A 19,342-nucleotide genomic window follows, 5' to 3' on the forward strand; every position below is an offset into this window, starting at 1 on the left:
TTCCTGGGAAATCATCCATGACTTCATTCGATTTGCGCCTCTCCACGCTGCGCGCCGCTTACCTTAACGGGACGATGACGCCGCGCAAGCTGATCGGCGAACTGCTGGAAAAAGCCGCTGCGCTGAATCCCGAGTTTCATCTGTTCATCCACCTTCTGAGCGAGGCGGAGATCGCGCCGTATCTGGAGTGGCTCGATACTCAGGATGTCGAATCATTGCCGCTCTACGGCATTCCGTTCGCGATCAAGGACAACATCGACCTGGCCGGTATTCCGACTACCGCAGCGTGCCCTGCTTTCGCCTATACGCCCGCCGAGTCGGCGACGCTCGTCGCGCAGTTGATCGCGCTCGGCGCCGTGCCGCTCGGCAAGACCAATCTCGACCAGTTCGCTACCGGCCTGAACGGCACGCGTTCGCCGTACGGCAAGTGCCGCAACAGCGTGCATCCCGAGTATCCGTCGGGTGGATCGAGCGCGGGGTCGGCGCTGGCCGTCGCGCTCGGCGTCGCGAGCTTCGCGCTCGGCACCGACACAGCCGGCTCGGGCCGCGTGCCGGCGGGCCTGAACAATCTCGTCGGACTCAAGGCGACCAAGGGTCTGCTATCGACAGCCGGCGTCGTGCCGGCTTGCCGCACGCTCGATTGCGTGACCTACTTCACGGCGACCGCGCGCGAAGCCAGCGAACTGCTCGCGCTGACCGCGCACGCCGATCCTCGCGACGCATACAGCCGCAGAAATCCGCAATGGAACGACGCGCGCGCGTTCGGCAAACTGACTCGCTTCCGGTTCGGCGTGCCGTCGAAGCTCGAATTCGCGGGCTGCGCCGAAAGCCCTGCGTTGTTCGCGAAGGCCCGCGCGATGCTCGAAGCCGCGGGTGGCGAAGCCGTCGAAATCGACTTCGCGCCGTTCGTCGAAGCAGCGAATCTGCTTTATCAAGGGCCGTGGGTCGCGGAGCGCTACACCGTCGCGGGAGAGCTGATCGAGGCTAATCAAGACGCTGTGTTACCGGTGATTCGCGACGTACTCGCGAAAGCGCCCGGTGCCACCGCGGTCGAGCTTTTTCGCGCGCAATATCGTCTGCAAGCGCTGAAGGTCACGTGCGACGCCGCGCTTGAATCCGTGGACTTCGTTCTCACGCCGACCTATCCGCGTCCCGTTACGTTAGCGGAACTGGAGCGCGACCCGATCGGACCGAACTCGCTGCTCGGCTACTACACGAACTTCATGAATCTGCTCGACTATGCAGCGGTGGCGACGCCGACCGCATTCATGAAAAATGGCTTGCCGTGGGGCGTGACCGTGTTCGGTCGCGCGTTCACGGATCAGTATCTGTTGAGCGTGGCGGACACGTTACAGCGAATGAGCGGAGTCGAATGCGTGGGAGGCAATGCGCCTGATGCGAGCAACGGGCGAGCAGCAGCCAACGACCGCATACGCGTCGCGGTATGCGGCGCTCACATGCAGGGCCTGCCGCTCAATCGCGATCTGCTTCGTCGTGGCGCGCGCCTGGTGGAAGCGACGCAAACCGCTCCGCACTACCGCTTATCTGCACTGGCCGCCACGCCGGACGGCACGAGGCGGCCCGGCATGTGGCGAGTGCCCGATGGAGGCGCCGCGATCGCCGTCGAAGTATGGGAGATGCAGAGCCTGGAACTGGGCTCGTTCATCGCAACCATCCCGTCTCCGCTTGGGCTCGGCAAAGTCGAACTCGCGAACGGCACATGGGTCACAGGCTTTGTGTGCGAACCGTATGGCGTGGAGTCCGGGGTCGACATCAGCGAGTTCGGCGGCTGGCGAGCGTGGCTTGCCAGCGAGCGCAAATAATGCGCTTAAAGCACGCCCCGCGACGCCAGGTTGCGATACAGCGCGCGCACCCCGAAAGTCCACGGGGCGACCTCGGTACTCAGGCGCACCGTGTTGATTAGCGCACCGAGTTCCGGCGTCGAGATGGTCACCTTGTCGCCAAGGTGATGCGTGAAGCCGCCGCCCTTCGTGTCGCGGTCCTTGATAGGCGAAAACATCGTGCCGAGGAACAGCATGAAACCATCGGGATACTGGTGATGGCGTCCCCACGTCTGCGCGACGAGATCCTCGGGGTCGCGACTGATCTCGCTCATGTGGCTCACGCCCTCGAGGACAAAGCCATCGTCCGACCCTTCCACGCGCAGCGCAACGCTTGTCGCGCGGATCGAGTCGAGATCGAACGATTCGTCGAACAGACGCACGAAAGGACCGATCGAACAGGACGCGTTGTTGTCCTTGCATTTGCCCAGCAGCAGCGCCGAGCGGCCTTCAATGTCGCGCAGGTTGACGTCGTTCCCTAAAGTCGCGCCGACAATTTCTCCGCGGCTGTTGACCGCAAGAACGATCTCCGGCTCCGGGTTGTTCCAGTTCGACGCCGCGAGTAATCCGACGTCTGCGCCGAAACCTACTGCGGACATCGGCTGCGATTTCGAAAATACTTCGGCATCCGGACCAATTCCGACTTCCATGTACTGGGACCATGCGCCGCGTCGTTCGAGTTCCGCCTTGAGCTTCATCGCTGCTTCCGAACCCGGCTTGATTTTGGACAAGTCGGTTCCGATAGTCGCGGCGATGGTTTGCCGCACCTCTTGCGCTTTGCTGGCGTCTCCGCCCGCCTGCTCTTCGATCACGCGCTCGATGAGGCTCACCGCGAACGTGACGCCGCATGCCTTGATCGCCTGCACGTCGTTGGGCGCAAGCAGCCGTAGTGCGTGCTCCTGCACAGCGCCCAGGTTCACTTCCACCAGTGTCTGAACAGAGCCAAGCGCTTCACCCGTAACTGTCCGCGCAAACTGAACGACGTCTTCACGATCGAACAGGTCGGCCGTGGTCGGCGCGCTCGCGGTTATATCCAGCACTTCGCCGTTGCGGACCACGACGACCGACGGCCCTTCATACGCGGCGGTTTTGCGCCAGACGCGGCCGACAAGCAGCGCCCGCTCGACATCGTGCGGCAGATAGTTGGTAGCGAATCGTGAAGTCATGGTAGCGATTGTCTCCGTGTATGTTGGCAGATCATGTCGGCGCAACGTATCGCCGATTGAAGTCAGTGTCGATAGTTTAGTGGGAATGCCGCGGGTTGCCGCGCTCTTCGATGACTTTCAGATAGAGCGTCGCGGGCTCGAGGCATCCGCCCGTGGACAACTGGCCGACGGTTTGCCGATATAGCTCTTGCCACGGGGTCTGCGCCGGCGGAATCGAGATGCTCACTGTCTCGCGACGGCGTGCAAGCTCTTCGTCATCGACCAGCACGTTCACCGAGCGCGCGTTCAGGTCGACACGCACGCGGTCGCCCGTTTGCAGCAGAGAGAGTCCGCCGCCCACGGCCGCCTCGGGCGACATGTTCAGGATCGAAGGACTCGCCGAGGTTCCGCTTTGCCGGCCGTCGCCCATCGTCGGAAGAGACGTTATGCCCTGGCGCACGAGCGCGGCGGGAGGCGCCATGTTGACGACCTCGGCGCTGCCCGGATAACCCACGGTGCCCGCGCCGCGGATAACGAGAATACAGTGCTGGTCGATCTCGAGCGACGGGTCGTTGATGCGCGCGTGATAATCCTCGGGTCCCTCGAACACGATTGCCCTTGCTTCGAAGGCGTTTTCCGCACCGGGCTCGCTCAGATAGGTATTGCGGAAAGCATCGCCGACGACCGACATCTTCATGATCGCGCTGTCGAAGAAGTTGCCCGACAGCACGATAAAACCAGCGCCATGCTTGAGCGGCTCGTCCGTGCTCTTGATGACTTCACGGTCCGGTTCGGCTGCACGGTCGGCGATCGCACCGACCACGTCGCCCGACACGGTCAAGCAGTCGCGATGCACGAGCCCCGCGCGGTCGAGTTCGCGAAGCACTGCCGGAACGCCGCCCGCGCGATGGAAGCTCTCGCCGAGATACTCGCCGGCGGGCATGCAATTGACGATAAGCGGCACGTTTTCGCCGACGCGCTGCCAGTCGTCCAGACTCAGTTCGATACCCATATGACGGGCAATCGCGATCAGGTGCGGCGGACAATTGCTCGACGCGCCCAGCGCCGACGCCACGACAATCGCGTTCTCGAATGCGGCCTTCGTCATGATCTTCGACGGCCGTACGTCGTCCCGCACGAGGTCGACGATACGCTTGCCGGTCGCATACGCCATCTGCCCTCGCTCCCTGTACGCTGCCGGGATGCTCGCGCAGCCAGGCAGCGACATGCCGAGCGCCTCGGCGAGACTGTTCATCGACAACGCCGTGCCCATCGTATTGCAATGACCAATGGACGGCGACGAGGCGGTGGTCAGTTCCATGAAGCCTTCGTAGTCGATCTCGCCCGCCGCGAGCAGATTGCGCGCGTGCCAGATGACCGTTCCCGACCCTACCCGTTTGCCGTGATGCCAGCCGTCGAGCATCGGGCCGCCCGACAACACGATGGCCGGCATATCGACCGTTGCGGCCGCCATCAGGCAAGCCGGCGTGGTCTTGTCGCAGCCCGTCGTCAGCACGACGCCATCCAGCGGGAAGCCGTGCAGGATTTCCACCAGACCGAGGTACGCGAGATTGCGGTCGAGCGCCGCCGTGGGACGGCGGCTCTGTTCCGCGAGCGGGTGAACCGGAAACTCCATCGGAATGCCGCCGGCGTCCCGAATGCCCGCCTTCGTGCGCGCCGCGAGTTCGATGTGGTGACGGTTGCACGGCGCGAGATCGCTGCCTGTCTGCGCAATACCGATGATCGGCCGGCCCGACTGCAATTCCTCGCGCGTGAGGCCATAGTTCATGAAGCGCTCAACGTAAAGCGCGGTCATGTCCGCATTGGCGGGGTCGTCGAACCATTCCTGGCTGCGCAACCGCCTTGAATTGAGTTGAGTCATCGCTTGTACTCCTCGTTCGATGTCTTGACGATATGGTAGCCACTATCGCCGTGATTGCCGCTTGCCTCTGGCTTCGTCGCGACATTTTTCGCAGGCGTTGTTATCGGTAACATTTTTGGATGTTATCACGCTGCGCGGACGTCGTGCAGCAGAAAAGGCTACGCACTTTCGCGTGCAATGACGGTGTAATCGATGGTTAATTTGCGGCGCTGCGGCACCGCTTGTGCGGTGACCGAACCGAGCGACGACAGCAGTAGCTTGCCGGTGCGTGAGCCGATGCCATACGCGTCGACGGAGACCGTGGTAATGGTCGGATGACAGCAGACGGCAACTTCGAAATTGCCGAAGCCCGCCACTGCAATGTCCGTGGGAACGCTGAGCCCGCGGCGGTGGCATTGCATGATCGCGCCGAACGCCGACATGTCGCTTACGCACATGACGGCGTCGGTGTCGGGCCACTGTTCGAGAAGCGCGTCGAGCGCCGGAGCGCCGTGGCTCATCGTGATAGGCGACTCGCCGAAGCGGATCACGCGAGGCTCGCCGAGACCTTGCGCTTTCATCTCCTGCTGATAGCCCTTCAGGCGCTCGAGACCGCGTCGATCAAGGTCGCTGGCGCCGGCCAGAAAACCTATCTTCCGGTAACCACGCTCCTTCAGATATCGGACCATCTCGCGCGCTGCGCGGGCGTTCGAAAAGCCCACCGCCATATCGATCGGATTGGCCGGCAAGTCCCACATTTCGACGACGGGTATGCGCGAGCGCTCGAGCAGTTGCCGTGTGCCTTCAGTGTGCTGCGAACCCGTCAGCGCGATACAGCGAGGCTGGTATCGGAGCATCGAGCGAACCAGCCGCTCTTCGCGAACGAGGTCGTAGTCGGTGTCGCCTATCAGGAGTTGCAAGCCGTGTGGTTCGAGTGTGGCCGATAGTCCACGCACCGTATCCGAGAAGTTGGAACTCGCCAGAGACGGCACGAGTACAGCGACGAATTCGGATCTGCCGGACGACAGCGCGCCTGCCGCGGCGTCGGCCACGTAGCCGAGTTTGTCGATTGCCTGCTGCACGCGCTCGCGGGTTGCCGGCGCAACGCTGTGCCCGGCGAGTACGCGCGACACCGTCATCTTCGAAACGCCCGCGATGCGCGCAACGTCGGACATGCGAGGCGGGCTCGCTTGCGGGTCGCTGACGACACGGTCGTTGATGCGGGTAGTGCCCATCGGTCTCGGGGTTGAGTTGCCTGAATGTTGTTCGAATGTTGCCTGAATGCGCGAGTCGGCGGAATACGGCAGCACCGGCTGGCAGCGACTGAGCATGATACGACACTCGGTACAGGGCGCCTAAGTAGATTCCCCTGGCTTGCCGTTTTGGGCCGCGTCGTGCTACCTTCGTTACCGATAACATTTTCGCCGCCGGCAACGTTTCGCCCCGATATGTTATCGGTAACATAAATCGCAGCGCACGGCGAGCATGCATGAGCGGCACGATGTATCGGTGCATGACAACGAGATGCTGAAAGCGGTCTCCGCTTTAACGGGACCGTTCGAGACACACCAAAAAGGAGACAGTCCCATGCCAACCCTCACTCAGGCGGCAGCCGCGCCGGCGGTAGCCAACGAGGTCGAAGAACAGTTGTATCGCAAGGTCTTGAAGCGCATCCTGCCGTTGCTGCTTCTATGCTATGCCGTCGCGTATCTCGACCGCGTCAATGTCGGATTCGCGAAGCTGCAGATGCTCGACTCGCTCGGCTTCAGCGACGGCGTCTATGCCGTGGGCGCCAGCATTTTCTTCTGGGGCTACTTCTTCTTTGAAATGCCCAGCAATCTTCTTCTGCATCGCTACGGCGCGCGTTTCTGGATTGCACGGATCATGGTGACATGGGGCATCGTCTCCTCGTCACTCGCCTTCATTTCCCCGCTTTCGCACTTTTTTCATGTCGAGACTTCGACGATGTTTTACACGCTCCGGTTTCTGCTCGGAGTATGCGAGGCCGGGTTCTTTCCCGGCATCATCCTGTACATGAATTACTGGTTTCCCGCCAGGCGCCAAAGCGTGGCGATGTCTGGGTTCCTGATTGCCATTCCGGTCAGCCTGACGCTCGGCGGCATCGTCTCCGGCTGGTTGATGGAAAACACGCACGGTCTGCTCGGCATGGGAGGCTGGCAATGGATGCTCCTGCTCGAAGGCATTCCTTCTATTCTCGTCGCGTTCGTCGTGCTTTTCCGTATGGGCGACGGAATTCAATCGGCGACCTGGCTGACACAGTCCGAGAAGGCTTTGCTTCAAAGAAATCTCGAACAGGAAAGTGCTAAAAAGACCCACAGCGTTGGCGCTGCGCTGAGAAGCCCGCGCGTCTGGTTGCTGACGTTCATTCTTCTCACGTTCAATACCGGCTTTTACGGGTTGGCCTTCTGGCTGCCTTCTATCATCAAGGCTTCCGGTGTAAAGAGTACTTTGAACATTGGCCTGCTGACCGCCATTCCCTACCTTAGCGCCGTCGTGGCAATGCTTTGGAATGCATCGCACTCGCGCAAGACCGGGGAGCGCAGATTGCATGCGGCTATTCCTGCGTTCATCGGTGGCGTCGGCCTGATTTTGAGTGCGCTGTTCGCGAACAATGTTCCGGTGTCGATTGTGTTTCTGACGATTTCGACGTGCGCGATTCTCGGCCTGATGCCGATTTACTGGACCTTCCCAGGACAGATTCTTTCGGGCACCGCTGCCGCTGCGGGCATTGCACTCATCAATTCGGTCGGCAACCTGTCAGGATTCACGGGCTCGATGATTACGAGCATCGCTAAAGACCTGACCGGCAATATCAACAATGGTACGTATGCCTTGGGCGCATGCCTGCTTGTCAGTTGCGTGCTTATTTTGTCGATTCCGAAGAGCATGCTGAACAAGGACCCGGTTCAAGACGCATGAGCGAATCGTCGCTGGCGCGATCGGGAGTCACATCTGGGTCACACCTATCTCAGACCGGAGTGAAGACGATCGCGCCATCGTTCTCGACTTGCGTGAAGGTGCGCAGGAATCGATAAGGTTGCCCGCCAATCAGCAGGTCGTTCCGGCCAGACTGCGTCGCTTCCAGTATCGAGCTCACCGCGGCGTTGCTGATTGAGCCGGAACGGGTCCATTCGTCGGCGGGGGCGCTTGCGTCGCCGATGTATAAGGCGCTCGAGTCGGAGCCCCGTCGCACGACGATGAAGCTGACGCCTTTGCTCAGCGCGAGTTCGAGGTATTCGCCAAGCGCCGCGAGCGCCTCAGGGCTCGATGATGGGGTCTCCGACTGATACGTGGTCATAATGCCGCCCGAGTTAGTTCGACTCAATGTCCCATGCTACCAGCAGCAGCGTGACAGATGGAATCAACCGCTTGCGAACCGGGTCGGGCGCGAGAGGATCACACTTGATTTGGTGCTATCTCGCCGGGCGTCCGGCGCGTCCTTTGAGTGATTTTGCCGCAGCACGCGCGTGTCGCTCGACGTCCACGTCCCACGGCGCCGGCGACGGAAAAACTTCTTGCAGGAAAGCGATAAACGCCTTCACCGCGGGATTGCTCCGGCGACTCTCGGGCCATATCGCGTGAAGCTGAAACCGGTCGTACGCGTACTCGAACAGCACGGGAACGAGTTCGCCGCGTCTGACGTAGGGGGCCGCGATATAGGTGGCCGAAATGCCGATGCCGGCACCGGCTGCGAGCGCCGTGGCGATGGCATCGCTCAAGTCCATCGTCAGCCCTGACGGCGGCGACAACTCCAATAGCTTGTCTCCCATCCAGAACGGCCAGACGGCTGGCTGCCCCGTCGATTGATAGCGGAAGTTCACGCAATCGTGGCTCTGCAGGTCGCTCGGGTGCCGGGGCGTGCCGCGCGCCTTCAAATAATCCGGCGACGCAAACGCGCATATCCGATGCGGAGCGAGCCGGCGTGCAATCAGTCTCGTGTCGCCCGGATCGCCGACGCGAACCGCAACATCGATCCCCTCCTCGATCAGATCGACAATCCGGTCGCTCAGTCGAACGTCGACGTTCACCTTCGGAAAGCGCTTGCGAAATTGCGGCAACGCGGCAGCAAGAATGTGCACGCCAACGGGAAGCGACGTCGCCACCTTGAGCGTGCCGGCCGGCTCGGCGCGAGCCGCGGCCACAGCCTGCTCGATGTCTTCCGCTTCGCGCAGCAGGCGTTGCGTCCTTTCGAGCAGATCGCGGCCTTCAGGCGTCAGCGTCAACGAGCGCGTTGTCCGGCTGAACAGCTTGAGCCCGAAGTGCTGCTCGAGCCGTTGCACGCTTTTGCTGATCGCGGACGGCGAAACCGCGAGCGAACGTGCGGCGGCCGTATAGCTGCCGAGCGACGCGGCACGCGCAAACGCCATGAGCCCGGTGAGTCGTTCGATTTGTTCCATGATGGCACTATTAAAGCGATGACCGGCCCAATTATCAAGCTGTGCGTCGTCAATTAATCTTCTTTCCAACGACGCCAACGGGCGTTCATCCCTGGAGAAGAAAATGACTAACGCAGTGCAGGCAGGCAACGCGGCGCAACTCGCGGACAAGACCGTTCTGGTTTTCGGCGGCACTTCGGGTATCGGGCTCGAGGCCGCGATTCAGGCCAAGCAGGCAGGCGCGCAGGTCATCGTTGTGGGCCGCAACGCGGTTGCCGCCGAACAGGCGGCGAAAGACCACGGTTTCGCGGGATGGCGCGCTGCGGACGTCACCGACGCCGATTCGCTCCAACGCGCCGTGAAGGACATACCTCGCGTCGACCATCTGGTGCTGCTGGCCGGCACATTCGTCGCGGGCAAGGTGCGCGACGCCGAGGTGGCCTATCTGCGTCAGGCGTTCGAGGAGCGTATCTGGGCCGCCGTCCATGTGATCCGCGCATTGGGCGATCGCCTGAGCAAGGACGGCTCGATCACGCTGATCTCCGGCAGCCTCGCGGATCGTCCGAACGCTTATGGGACTGCGGTACTCGGCGCGGCGTCGGCGGCAATGGAGGCGCTCGCTCGCGGTCTTGCCCTCGAGTTGGCGCCGGTTCGCGTCAATGCGCTGTCACCGGGACCGATCGACACACCCATCTTTCACAAGGCGCTGGGCGAGGCCCGCGACGGCTTTGTCGAAGGACTCAAGCAGACTCTGCCGCTGCACCGCTTGGGCACTGCCGCCGAGGCGGGTGCGGGCGTGGTGTTCCTGATGACCAATGGCTTCATGAACGGCGTCACGCTGAATCTGGATGGCGGCGCCCGACTGGTTTGAATCAAGAAAGCCTGCGGAGCGGTGGCTCGCGCGCTATAAGGAACCCGGGAGCATGAGCGCAACGCATCACGCGCCCGCTCGCAACCTCGCCCGCCCGCGCGGCGCGGCATTGCGCGACGGCGGCACGACTTCCGCCAGCAATTCGTCGTGCAAGCCGCGCAAGACTTCCACAAACGCCGACGCGAGCCGCTCCCGCGGCCGATGCGGCGGAAACAGCAAATAGGTCTGAAAACGCGTGGCCGGCACAAACGGGCGGATCGCAATATCAGGTCCAGCATAGTCCCGCGCGACGATAGGATGCGCGAGCGTCACGCCCATGCCATGACGGACCATCTCGCAGCACATCGCGGTGTACTGCGCCTCGATGGCGAGCACGCGCTGCACGCCCGCGCGCAGAAACACCTCGTCCATCAAGGCTCGCGTGCCGTCGCCGTGGCACAGCGAAATAAACGACTCGCCCTCCAGGTCCTCCGGCTTGATGCTGCGCTTTGCAGCGAGCCGATGCGCCGCCGGCATCACGCAAACGGCCGCCACGTCCGATAGCTGCTCGACCTCGCAATCCGAAGCCTCGCTCACGTAGACCGCCACGCCGAGATCGCAGAACTGCGATGCCGTCCAATGATTGACCGTCGCCGACGTATTGACGTGCAGCGACACCGTCACATCGGGAAACAGCTCGACGAAACGTTTGATCGCGTGCGGCACGAGCGTCATGCCCGCCGACGGCATCGCCGCGATCCGCAAACGCCCGCTGCCGAGATTGCGAATCTGCGCGGCCGCATTCGCCAGTCCCTGCAAGCCCACGAAAGCGCGTTCGACCTCGCGGAAAAAAGCCTCGCCCTCGCTAGTGGGAATCAGGCGCACGCCGCTGCGCTGAAATAGCTGCAGGCCCGTATCGCGCTCCAGTTGCGCAATCAGACGGCTCACGTTCGGTTGCGACGTGAAGAGCGCCTTGGCTGCGGCGGTCATCGACCCCGACACCATCACCGCGCGAAACGCCTCGATGTGCTTGAGATTCATGCGTATTTTCCCCAGGAGACGGTCTGTCCATCCATATCATCCATGTATGGATAGGTATTTTATTCGTATTGGACGACATAGCCAGCCGGCGCGACACTGCATTTCAGCGACGGGCAGCGAAGCCCGCCCCACACATACCGGAACTGGAGATCGTCGTCATGAAAAGAGCGTTGCATCGCCGTCTGTCCGCCCCCGCCCTTGCGGCCGTTTCGCTCGCCGTCAGCCTCGCCGCGCCGCTCATCGCGCAGGCCGAGACCACGCTGTATGTCGCCAACGTCGGCGGGTCGAACGAACAGCTCTACCGGCAGAAAATCATTCCGCCGTTCGAGAAGGCGCACAACGTGAAGATTGTGTACGTCGCGGGCAATTCCAGCGACACGCTCGCGAAGCTCCAGGCGCAGAAGGGTCATCAGCAGATCAACGTCGCGGTGATGGACGACGGCCCGATGTACCAGGCGATGCAGCTCAACCTGTGCGCGAAGCTCGACGACGCGCCCGTGATGAAGGACGTCTACCCGCTCGCGAAGCTTGGGCCGTCGGCAATCGGCGTGGGCATGGTGGCGACGGGCATCGGCTATAACGAGGAAGCCTTCAAGAAAGCCGGCTTGCCGCCGCCCGACTCGTGGAAGTCGCTTACCGACAGCCACATCAAGGGCAAGCTCGGCGTGCCGCCGATCACCAACACATACGGCCTGCACACGCTCGTAATGCTCGCGCGCCTCTCGGGCGGCGGCGAAAAGAACATCGACCCCGGCTTCACCGCGATGACGAAGCAGGTCGCGCCCAACGTGCTGTCCTGGGCGCCGACGCCTGGCGAGATGGACGGCCAGATGCAATCCGGCGACGTGATCCTCGCGCCGTACGGCAGCGGCCGCGCGGTCGCGTTGCAGAACACCGGCTTTCCGCTGAAATTCATCTACCCGAAAGAAGGCGCGGTCGCGTTGCAGGTCGCCGCGTGCGTGGTCGCTGAAAACGCGCAGCCGCAGTTGTCGCAGCAATTCGTGCAGTACCTGTTGACGCCGGAAGTGCAGGTGTTGCAGGCGCAAGGCATCGGACTCGGTCCCGTCAACAAGACGGTGAAGCTGACGCCCGAGATTGCTGCACGCGTGCCCTACGGTCCCGATCAGATCTCGAAGCTGACCGCGATGGACTGGACCACGATCAACCAGCATCGCACGGAATGGACGGAGCGCTGGAACCGTTCGGTCGAGCGCTGAACATCTTCGGCACTGGCAGATTCCTCGCGCGGCGCGCGATCTGATGAAGGAGCGAGGCGCATGGCCTTTCTGACTCTGCAAGGCATTTCGAAACGCTACGGCGATTTCACGGCGATCGAGCACATCGATCTGGACGTCGAACGCGGCGAGCTGCTTGCGCTGCTCGGCCCGTCCGGCTGCGGCAAGACCACCACGCTGCAGATGGTCGCCGGTTTCGTCTCGCCGACCACAGGCCGCATTCTGCTCGATGGCCGCGACATCACGAACGAACGCCCGGAGAAGCGCGGCATCGGCGTAGTGTTTCAAAGCTACGCGTTGTTTCCGCATATGACGGTGGCGGGCAACGTCGGCTTCGGGCTCGAGATGCGCAAGGTCAGGCGCAAGGAACGCGAAGAGCGCGTTGCCGAAGCGCTGTCTCTCGTGCGGCTGAAAGGTCTTGGACATCGCTATCCGAAGGAGCTGTCGGGCGGCCAGCGTCAGCGCGTGGCGATTGCGCGCGCCATCGCGATGGAACCCGAACTGCTGCTGCTCGACGAGCCGATGTCGAACCTCGACGCCAAGCTGCGCGAGGAGATGCACATCGAACTGCGCGCAATCCAGAAGCGTCTCGGCATCACGACGATTCTCGTCACGCACGATCAGGTCGAGGCGATGACGATGAGCGATCGCATCGCGATGATGCATCGCGGCGTGATCGCGCAACTGAGCACGCCGTACGACGCGTATGAGCGCCCCGCTACGCCGTTCACATCGACGTTTCTCGGCCGCACCAACGCATTGGCCGGCGAAGTGTTGCGGCGCAATCCGCGTTGCGCCGAAGTCGATGTCGCGGGCACGACGCTGCATGTTCCGCACGAAGGCCGGCACGTCGACGGCGCCGTGCATGTCTATATCCGCCCCGAAAAAGTCCATCTCGCCAACGGCGATGCACGCGTGCGCGGCCGTATCGCGACGCGTGTGTTCGTCGGCAATCAATGGCTGCTCGAAGTCGAGACGGAGCTCGGCAAGCTGCGCGTCGCGCAACCGAATCACGGCGCGCCGCCGCCCGACGAAGGCGACGAAGTCGGACTCGCATGGACCGACGACGACCTGCGCGTACTGACGCAAGACCGGCCGGAGGGCGCTCATGGCCACGCTTGACGACGACCGCCCAGGCGCCGCGCCGTGGCTGCTGTCGGGGCCGGCGCTGCTGCTTTTCATCGGTCTCTTACTGGTGCCGCTGCTGCTCACGCTGATGTTGTCGTTCCGCGTGTTCAGCGACACGGCCGGCGTCACGTCCGCTTATACGCTCACGAATTACTGGGAGGTCGTCAGCGATCCGTACTACGGCACAATCTTCCTGCGCACCGCCGGTCTCGCCTTCGCGGTCACGCTTCTTTCGATCGTGCTCGGCGTGCCGGAAACCATCGTGCTCGCGCGGATGAAGCGTCCGTGGCAATCGCTGTGTCTGCTCGTCGTGCTCGGGCCTCTGCTTATTTCGGTGGTCGTGCGCACGCTCGGCTGGCAGATACTGCTTGGCAACAACGGCGTGCTCAACAACGCGTTGCAGTCGCTGCATATCACCGACGAACCCGTCCGCCTCGTCTTCACGATGACCGGCATGATCATCGCGCTCACGCATGTGGTGGTGCCGTTCATGGTGATGTCCGTGTGGGCGACGATGCAAAAGCTCGACCCGCAAATCGAATGGGCCGGACGTTCGCTCGGCGGCTCGCCGTTCGCGGTGTTTCGCCGCGTGGTGCTGCCGCAGATCATGCCGGGCGTGTTGTCCGGTTCGATCATCGTGTTCGCGCTGTCGGCGTCGGCGTTCGCCACGCCCGCGCTGATCGGCGGGCGGCGCCTCAAAGTGGTCGCGACCGCCGCCTACGACGAGTTCCTCGGCACGCTGAACTGGCCGCTCGGCGCAAGCATCGCCGTGTTGCTGCTGATCGCCAACGTGGCGATCGTGATGGGCTGCAGCCGCCTCGCCGAACGCCGCTTCCGGCATATCTTCGATTGAGCGAAGGAGAGCGATCATGAAACAGAACGGCATTCTCGGGCTCGTCTATAACGCGTTCTTCCTCACCTTCATTCTCGCGCCGCTCGTCGTCGTGATGCTCGTGGCGTTCACCGACAAGGGCTTTATTTCGATGCCCTTCGATGGCGCGTCGCTGCGCTGGTTCCGCGCGATCATCGAGAACGGCGATATCGTCTCGGCGTTCTGGCTGTCGGTGCGGCTCGCGTTTGCCGCGGCGACCATCGGCGTGCTGCTCGCAGTGCCCGCAGCGCTCGCCATCGCGCGTTATCGCTTTCCGGGCCGCGCCGCGCTGACCAGCTTTTTCCTTTCGCCGATGATGATTCCGGCCGTCGTGCTCGGCATCGCTTTCCTGCGTTTTCTGTCGCTGCTGCATCTGTCGGGCTCGTTCTGGTCTCTCGTTTGTGCGCACGTGGTCATCGTGCTGCCGTATGCGCTGCGTCTCGCGCTGTCGTCGGCGGTCGGACTCGATCGCGATGCGCAACGCGCCGCGCTGTCGTGTGGCGCGAGCCGCTTCACCGCGTTTCGCCGCGTCGTGCTGCCGATGATCCGCACGGGCGTCGCGGGCGGCTGGGTGCTCTCGTTCATCCAAAGCTTCGACGAACTGACGATGACCATCTTCGTCGCGACGCCCGGCACGACCACGCTGCCCGTCGCCATGTACAACCAGATCGCGCAGACGATCGATCCGCTCGTCGCTTCGGTGTCGGCGGTGCTGATTGTCGGCACGGTCCTGCTGATGGTCCTGCTTGACCGCATGGTCGGACTCGACCGCATTCTGATCGGAGAAGCTCGATGACATTGACAAGCACCGCCGCGAGTGCCGATAAGCTCGCGGACGTGGTAGTCGTAGGCGGCGGCCTCGTCGGTTCGGCCGTCGCTTACGGGCTCGCCCGCGAAGGCGCGCGCGTCACCGTGCTCGACGAGGACGACGGCGGCTTTCGCGCCTCGCGCGGCAATTTCGGCCTCGTCTGGATTCAGGGCAAGGGCTACGGCCTGTCGCCCTACGCACGCTGGTCGCGAAGCTCAGCGACGCGCTGGCCGCAACTCGCGCAAGCGCTGCAACAGGAGAGCGGCATCGACGTCGCGTTGAAGCAGCCAGGCGGCTTCCACTTCTGCTTTAACGACGACGAACTCGCCGAGCGCGAAAAACGTCTGTCGACGCTGCGAGCCGAACTGGGCGATTACCCGTATCAGATGCTCGATGCCGCCGAAGTTCGCGCGCGCATTCCGCAAGTCGGGCCCGCGGTGATCGGCGCGAGCTACACGCCGATGGACGGCCACGTGAACCCGCTCAAGCTGCTGCGCGCGCTGCACACGGCGATGCAGGCGCGCGGCGTGAAGCTCGTCTCGGGCGAGCGCGCGGCGCGCATCGAAGCTCAAGGACACGGCTTTGTCGTGCATGGAAAACGCGGCACGTATCGCGCTGCAAAGGTCGTGCTCGCCGCAGGACTCGGCAATCGCACGCTCGCGCCGTTCGTGGGACTTCATGCACCGGTTGCGCCGAATCGCGGGCAAGTGCTGGTGAGCGAGCGCGTCGCGCCGTTTCTCCACTATCCGACGCTCAACGTGCGCCAGACCGACGAAGGCAGCGTGCAGTTCGGCGATTCGATGGAAGAAGTCGGCTTCGACGATTTCACCACGACGCACGTGCTCGCCGACATTGCCCGGCGCGGCGTGCGCGCTTTTCCGATGCTGCAACACGTGCGGCTCGTGCGCATGTGGGCGGCGCTGCGCGTCTATAGCCCTGACGGCTTTCCGATCTACGACCAGTCCGAAGCGCATCCGGGCGCGTTCGTCGTTACGTGCCACAGCGGCGTGACGCTCGCGGCCGCGCATGCGCTGCGCGTCGCGCCGTGGATCATGGGCGCGGCCATGCCCGACGAGTTGCCCACCTTCTCCGCGCAACGCTTCGAGCACGCGAGAGAACTGATTTCCGCACACTGAATCCGACATGACTACTCAATCGACTCACACACCGGCTCACACGCTCTTCAAGGTGCTGCCCGGCGCTGAAGGCGCGGCCGTCACCAACGTCGCCATCTGGTTCAACGATCAGCCGCTTACCGTGCCCGGTGGTCGTTCAGTGGCCGCGGCCCTGCTCGCGGCAGGCGTATCGCGTTTTCGCGCGACGCCGGTTTCCGGCGCATCGCGCGCGCCGTTCTGCATGATGGGCGCGTGCTTCGATTGCCTCGTCGAGATCGACGGCGTGCCGAGCCGCCAGGCCTGCATGGTCGAAGTCAAGGCGGGCATGCGTATCCGCTCGCAGGAAGGCGCGCGCGATCTGCCGCCCGTGAGCTTCGCCGACGCACCGATGGAGAACGCACATGGCCGCTGATTTCGCTTCCGAGTTCGCTTCCGAGTTCGCTTCCGAAGCCGTCGACGTCGTCGTGGTCGGCGCCGGTCCTGCCGGCATGAGCGCGGCCACGCGCGCGGCGCGCGCCGGGCTCAAGACTGTGTTGATCGACGAACAGGACGCCGTGGGCGGCCAGATCTATCGCGCGATCGGTCGCGCCGATGCGCGCCGCAAGGAGATTCTCGGCCCCGACTACGCAGCGGGCGCGGCGCTTGCCGAGGCCTTCGCCGCCTCCGGCGCGCGTCATCTGACCAATGCGACCGTGTGGCAGGTCACGCGCGAGCGCGGCGTCAATTATCTGAAGGACGGCAAGATCGGCAGCTTCGACGCGCAGCGCGTGATTCTCGCGAGCGGCGCATTGGAGCGGCCCTTCCCGATTCCCGGCTGGACGCTGCCCGGCGTGCTGACGGCGGGCGCGGCGCAGATTCTGTTGAAGAGCGCGGGCGAAGTGCCCGCCGCGCCGCCGGTGTTGGCCGGCTGCGGACCGCTGCTGTATCTGCTCGGCTGGCAGTATGTGCGTGCGGGCGTGCCGATCCGCGCGCTCGTCGATACCACGCGTCATGAGGACCGTTGGCGCGCGAAGCGTCACATGTTCGCCGCGCTGCGCGCGTGGCCGTTTCTCAGCAAGGGCCTGCAATTGATTCGCACGTTGCGCGACGCGGGCGTGCCGATCTTCGAGGCCGCCGACGATCTGCGCGTCGAGGGGCGCATCGGCAGCGATCAGGTCGAGCGCGCCGCCGCGCTGCACTTCACGAGCCACGGTAAAGCGCATCGTATCGAAGCCGATGTGATCCTGCTGCATCAGGGCGTGGTGCCGAATACGCAGTTCACGCAGGCGCTGCGCGCGGCGCATCGCTGGGACAACGCTCAACTGTGCTTCACGCCGAAGGTCGACGCATGGGGCGAGCTCGACGTGCCGGGCATCTTCATCGCGGGCGATGGCGCGGGCATCGGCGGCGCGCAGGCGGCCGCGTTGCAGGGCACGCTCGCGGGCCTCGCGGTGGCCGCGCAACTCGGCGCGCTAACTGCCGCCACGCGCGACGCCGAAGCCGTCGAACATCGCCGCGCGCTTGCCGGTGTGATGCGCATCCGGCCGTTTCTCGACAGCCTGTACCGTCCGCGCGACATCAACCGCATTCCGCGCGACGAGACCGTCGTGTGCCGGTGCGAAGAAGTGACCGCGGGGGAATTGCGCCAGTTCGTCGAACTCGGCTGCGTCGGACCGAATCAGGCGAAGTCGTTCGGACGCTGCGGCATGGGACCGTGCCAGGGTCGCATGTGCGGTCTTACGGTGACCGAAGTAATCGCCGATGCGCGCCGCGTCTCGCCGGCCGAAGTCGGCTATTACCGCATCCGTCCGCCGATCAAGCCGCTCACGCTCGGAGAACTCGCCGGTGAATGACACGACCGTCACGCAGGAAGCCGATGTGCTTGTGGTGGGCGGCGGGCTGCACGGCACGAGCAGCGCGTTTCACCTGGCGCGTCGCGGCGCGAAGGTGATCGTGCTGGAAGCCGATTACGTCGCGCGTCATTCGTCGGGCGTCAACGCGGGCGGCGTGCGGACGTTAGGCCGTCCGCTGCCGGAGATTCCGCTTGCGCTGATGTCGCGTGAAATCTGGCACGGCATGACCGATCTGCTCGGCGAAGACGGCGGCTTCGTTGCATCCGGCCAGTTGAAGATCGCCGAAACCGACGACGAACTTCTGACATGCCGCGAGCGAGTCGCGCTACTCGAATCGCGGGGCTTCACGCATGAAAAGGTCATTGACCGCGAGACCGTGCTCGAACTCGAACCGGCGCTTGCGCGGCATGTGACCGGCGGTATCTGGGTGGAGCGCGACGGCTACGCGTTGCCGTATCGGACCACGACGGCTTTCCGGCTCGCCGCACAGCGCCTTGGCGCGCGTTTTCTCGAAGGCACCGCCGTGCGTCGCATCGAACAGCGCGGCACGCGATGGTTCGCGCACACGCCGCGCGGCACGTTCAGCGCGGAGAAACTGCTCGTCACCGCAGGCGCGTGGTCCGGCGAACTGGCCAAGCAGGTGGGCGAGCCAGTCCCCGTTCATCCCGAAGGTCTGATGCTGATGGTCACGCATCGCGTCGCGCCCTTCTGCCGCGCAACGCTCGGCGCAACCGGCCGGCCGCTGTCGTTCAAGCAGTTCGACAACGGGACGGTCGTGATCGGCGGAAAACTGATCGGCATTGCCGATCTGGCGAATCGTCACGGCGAGGTCGATTTCGTGCGGCTCGTGCGCAGTGCCCGGACCGTGACCGACCTCTTTCCGCATCTGCGTGATCTGGGCGTGAACCGCGCATGGGCCGGCGTCGAAGCATTCACCGAAGATGAGCTGCCGGTCATTTCCGCGAGCCGCGAGGCGTCGAATCTGTATTACTCGTTCGGCTATTGCGGCAGCGGTTTTCAGTTGGGACCGGGTTGCGGCAAGCTCGTGTCCGAACTGATGCTCGACGGCACGCCGAGCCTTTCGCTCGACGCGTTCGCGATCGATCGTTTCGAGCGCAACGCGGCGCCCTCTCACGCCGGCGCCGCGCAACTCGCGACGCATTAAGCGGTTCTGTTTTTTGTTCCGTCGTGCGCGCTTCGCGAGCACGCGCGGCGGCT

17 protein-coding genes are annotated in these 19,342 nt (G+C 63.7%); 11 read left to right on the forward strand and 6 right to left on the reverse strand.

All coding sequences use genetic code 11. The features are described 5' to 3' along the window. The first annotated feature begins 17 nt into the window (after window positions 1–17). On the forward strand, window positions 18–1,823 hold the full coding sequence (gene atzF / locus AB6809_RS25955) for an allophanate hydrolase (protein ID WP_371027456.1): 1,806 nt from the start codon (window positions 18–20) through the stop codon (window positions 1,821–1,823). A 5-nt stretch (window positions 1,824–1,828) separates the two neighbouring features. Here atzF and AB6809_RS25960 read toward each other — a convergent pair whose 3' ends face one another. The 3 genes from AB6809_RS25960 to AB6809_RS25970 all read right to left on the reverse strand — a co-directional run bounded on the left by AB6809_RS25960 (window position 1,829) and on the right by AB6809_RS25970 (window position 6,082). Further along, a complete protein-coding gene (locus AB6809_RS25960) occupies window positions 1,829–3,007 on the reverse strand; it encodes a fumarylacetoacetate hydrolase family protein (RefSeq protein WP_371027457.1) in 1,179 nt (392 codons plus the stop codon). 76 nt (window positions 3,008–3,083) lie between these two features. Further along, window positions 3,084–4,868, reverse strand: a complete 1,785-nt coding sequence (locus AB6809_RS25965; RefSeq protein ID WP_371027458.1) for an IlvD/Edd family dehydratase — start codon at window positions 4,866–4,868, stop codon at window positions 3,084–3,086. 158 nt (window positions 4,869–5,026) lie between these two features. Beyond that, window positions 5,027–6,082, reverse strand: coding sequence for a LacI family DNA-binding transcriptional regulator (locus tag AB6809_RS25970; RefSeq protein ID WP_171800545.1), 1,056 nt, complete (start codon window positions 6,080–6,082; stop codon window positions 5,027–5,029). A 352-nt stretch (window positions 6,083–6,434) separates the two neighbouring features. Between AB6809_RS25970 and AB6809_RS25975 the strand changes: the two genes are divergently transcribed. Beyond that, complete coding sequence (locus tag AB6809_RS25975) at window positions 6,435–7,787, forward strand: MFS transporter (protein WP_371027492.1); 1,353 nt, start codon at window positions 6,435–6,437, stop codon at window positions 7,785–7,787. Between the two features lie 49 nt (window positions 7,788–7,836). Here the strand turns inward: AB6809_RS25975 and AB6809_RS25980 are convergent, their stop codons facing one another. Then, on the reverse strand, window positions 7,837–8,193 hold the full coding sequence (locus AB6809_RS25980; protein ID WP_258196119.1) for a hypothetical protein: 357 nt from the start codon (window positions 8,191–8,193) through the stop codon (window positions 7,837–7,839). An 88-nt stretch (window positions 8,194–8,281) separates the two neighbouring features. Continuing rightward, the gene (locus AB6809_RS25985) at window positions 8,282–9,265 is read right to left on the reverse strand and encodes a LysR family transcriptional regulator (protein WP_371027459.1); all 984 of its coding nucleotides are present in this window, start codon (window positions 9,263–9,265) and stop codon (window positions 8,282–8,284) included. Window positions 9,266–9,368: 103 nt separating this feature from the next. On the opposite strand from AB6809_RS25985, the gene AB6809_RS25990 reads away from it, so the two are divergent. Continuing rightward, window positions 9,369–10,115 (forward strand): SDR family oxidoreductase, encoded by a 747-nt coding sequence (locus AB6809_RS25990; protein WP_107707884.1) that lies wholly within the window; start codon window positions 9,369–9,371, stop codon window positions 10,113–10,115. Window positions 10,116–10,181: 66 nt separating this feature from the next. Here the strand turns inward: AB6809_RS25990 and AB6809_RS25995 are convergent, their stop codons facing one another. Then, on the reverse strand, window positions 10,182–11,135 hold the full coding sequence (locus AB6809_RS25995; RefSeq protein WP_107707885.1) for a LysR substrate-binding domain-containing protein: 954 nt from the start codon (window positions 11,133–11,135) through the stop codon (window positions 10,182–10,184). A 158-nt stretch (window positions 11,136–11,293) separates the two neighbouring features. Between AB6809_RS25995 and AB6809_RS26000 the strand changes: the two genes are divergently transcribed. From AB6809_RS26000 to AB6809_RS26035, 8 genes are read left to right on the forward strand one after another with little or no spacing between them, the layout of a single operon-like run. Further along, a complete protein-coding gene (locus tag AB6809_RS26000; RefSeq protein WP_029968964.1) occupies window positions 11,294–12,352 on the forward strand; it encodes an ABC transporter substrate-binding protein in 1,059 nt (352 codons plus the stop codon). A 60-nt stretch (window positions 12,353–12,412) separates the two neighbouring features. Next, window positions 12,413–13,492, forward strand: coding sequence for an ABC transporter ATP-binding protein (locus AB6809_RS26005; RefSeq protein ID WP_114157395.1), 1,080 nt, complete (start codon window positions 12,413–12,415; stop codon window positions 13,490–13,492). Continuing rightward, a complete protein-coding gene (locus tag AB6809_RS26010) occupies window positions 13,479–14,351 on the forward strand; it encodes an ABC transporter permease (RefSeq protein ID WP_371027460.1) in 873 nt (290 codons plus the stop codon). The genes AB6809_RS26005 and AB6809_RS26010 overlap by 14 nt, the downstream gene beginning before the upstream one ends. A 16-nt stretch (window positions 14,352–14,367) precedes the next feature. After that, complete coding sequence (locus AB6809_RS26015) at window positions 14,368–15,165, forward strand: ABC transporter permease (RefSeq protein ID WP_006050366.1); 798 nt, start codon at window positions 14,368–14,370, stop codon at window positions 15,163–15,165. Further along, window positions 15,162–16,313, forward strand: coding sequence for an FAD-binding oxidoreductase (locus AB6809_RS26020; protein ID WP_006050367.1), 1,152 nt, complete (start codon window positions 15,162–15,164; stop codon window positions 16,311–16,313). Before AB6809_RS26015 ends, AB6809_RS26020 begins: the two co-directional genes overlap by 4 nt. Window positions 16,314–16,320: 7 nt before the next feature. Then, a complete protein-coding gene (locus tag AB6809_RS26025) occupies window positions 16,321–16,704 on the forward strand; it encodes a (2Fe-2S)-binding protein (RefSeq protein ID WP_371027461.1) in 384 nt (127 codons plus the stop codon). Beyond that, window positions 16,694–18,124, forward strand: a complete 1,431-nt coding sequence (locus AB6809_RS26030; protein WP_371027462.1) for an FAD-dependent oxidoreductase — start codon at window positions 16,694–16,696, stop codon at window positions 18,122–18,124. Before AB6809_RS26025 ends, AB6809_RS26030 begins: the two co-directional genes overlap by 11 nt. Continuing rightward, window positions 18,117–19,289 (forward strand): NAD(P)/FAD-dependent oxidoreductase, encoded by a 1,173-nt coding sequence (locus AB6809_RS26035; RefSeq protein WP_371027463.1) that lies wholly within the window; start codon window positions 18,117–18,119, stop codon window positions 19,287–19,289. Before AB6809_RS26030 ends, AB6809_RS26035 begins: the two co-directional genes overlap by 8 nt. The last annotated feature ends 53 nt before the right edge of the window (window positions 19,290–19,342 follow it).

This window comes from Paraburkholderia sp. RCC_158 (genome assembly GCF_041355255.1).
In the GTDB taxonomy this organism is placed as follows: Bacteria; Pseudomonadota; Gammaproteobacteria; order Burkholderiales; family Burkholderiaceae; genus Paraburkholderia; species Paraburkholderia graminis.

Excerpts from the sequence above, each read along its gene's own strand:
- atzF (WP_371027456.1), top strand. The coding sequence starts at position 18 with ATGACTTCATTCGATTTGCGCCTCTCCACGCTGCGCGCCGCTTACCTT.
- AB6809_RS25960 (WP_371027457.1), bottom strand. The coding sequence starts at position 3,007 with ATGACTTCACGATTCGCTACCAACTATCTGCCGCACGATGTCGAGCGG.
- AB6809_RS25965 (WP_371027458.1), bottom strand. The coding sequence starts at position 4,868 with ATGACTCAACTCAATTCAAGGCGGTTGCGCAGCCAGGAATGGTTCGAC.
- AB6809_RS25970 (WP_171800545.1), bottom strand. The coding sequence starts at position 6,082 with ATGGGCACTACCCGCATCAACGACCGTGTCGTCAGCGACCCGCAAGCG.
- AB6809_RS25975 (WP_371027492.1), top strand. The coding sequence starts at position 6,435 with ATGCCAACCCTCACTCAGGCGGCAGCCGCGCCGGCGGTAGCCAACGAG.
- AB6809_RS25985 (WP_371027459.1), bottom strand. The coding sequence starts at position 9,265 with ATGGAACAAATCGAACGACTCACCGGGCTCATGGCGTTTGCGCGTGCC.
- AB6809_RS25990 (WP_107707884.1), top strand. The coding sequence starts at position 9,369 with ATGACTAACGCAGTGCAGGCAGGCAACGCGGCGCAACTCGCGGACAAG.
- AB6809_RS25995 (WP_107707885.1), bottom strand. The coding sequence starts at position 11,135 with ATGAATCTCAAGCACATCGAGGCGTTTCGCGCGGTGATGGTGTCGGGG.
- AB6809_RS26000 (WP_029968964.1), top strand. The coding sequence starts at position 11,294 with ATGAAAAGAGCGTTGCATCGCCGTCTGTCCGCCCCCGCCCTTGCGGCC.
- AB6809_RS26005 (WP_114157395.1), top strand. The coding sequence starts at position 12,413 with ATGGCCTTTCTGACTCTGCAAGGCATTTCGAAACGCTACGGCGATTTC.
- AB6809_RS26010 (WP_371027460.1), top strand. The coding sequence starts at position 13,479 with ATGGCCACGCTTGACGACGACCGCCCAGGCGCCGCGCCGTGGCTGCTG.
- AB6809_RS26015 (WP_006050366.1), top strand. The coding sequence starts at position 14,368 with ATGAAACAGAACGGCATTCTCGGGCTCGTCTATAACGCGTTCTTCCTC.
- AB6809_RS26020 (WP_006050367.1), top strand. The coding sequence starts at position 15,162 with ATGACATTGACAAGCACCGCCGCGAGTGCCGATAAGCTCGCGGACGTG.
- AB6809_RS26025 (WP_371027461.1), top strand. The coding sequence starts at position 16,321 with ATGACTACTCAATCGACTCACACACCGGCTCACACGCTCTTCAAGGTG.
- AB6809_RS26030 (WP_371027462.1), top strand. The coding sequence starts at position 16,694 with ATGGCCGCTGATTTCGCTTCCGAGTTCGCTTCCGAGTTCGCTTCCGAA.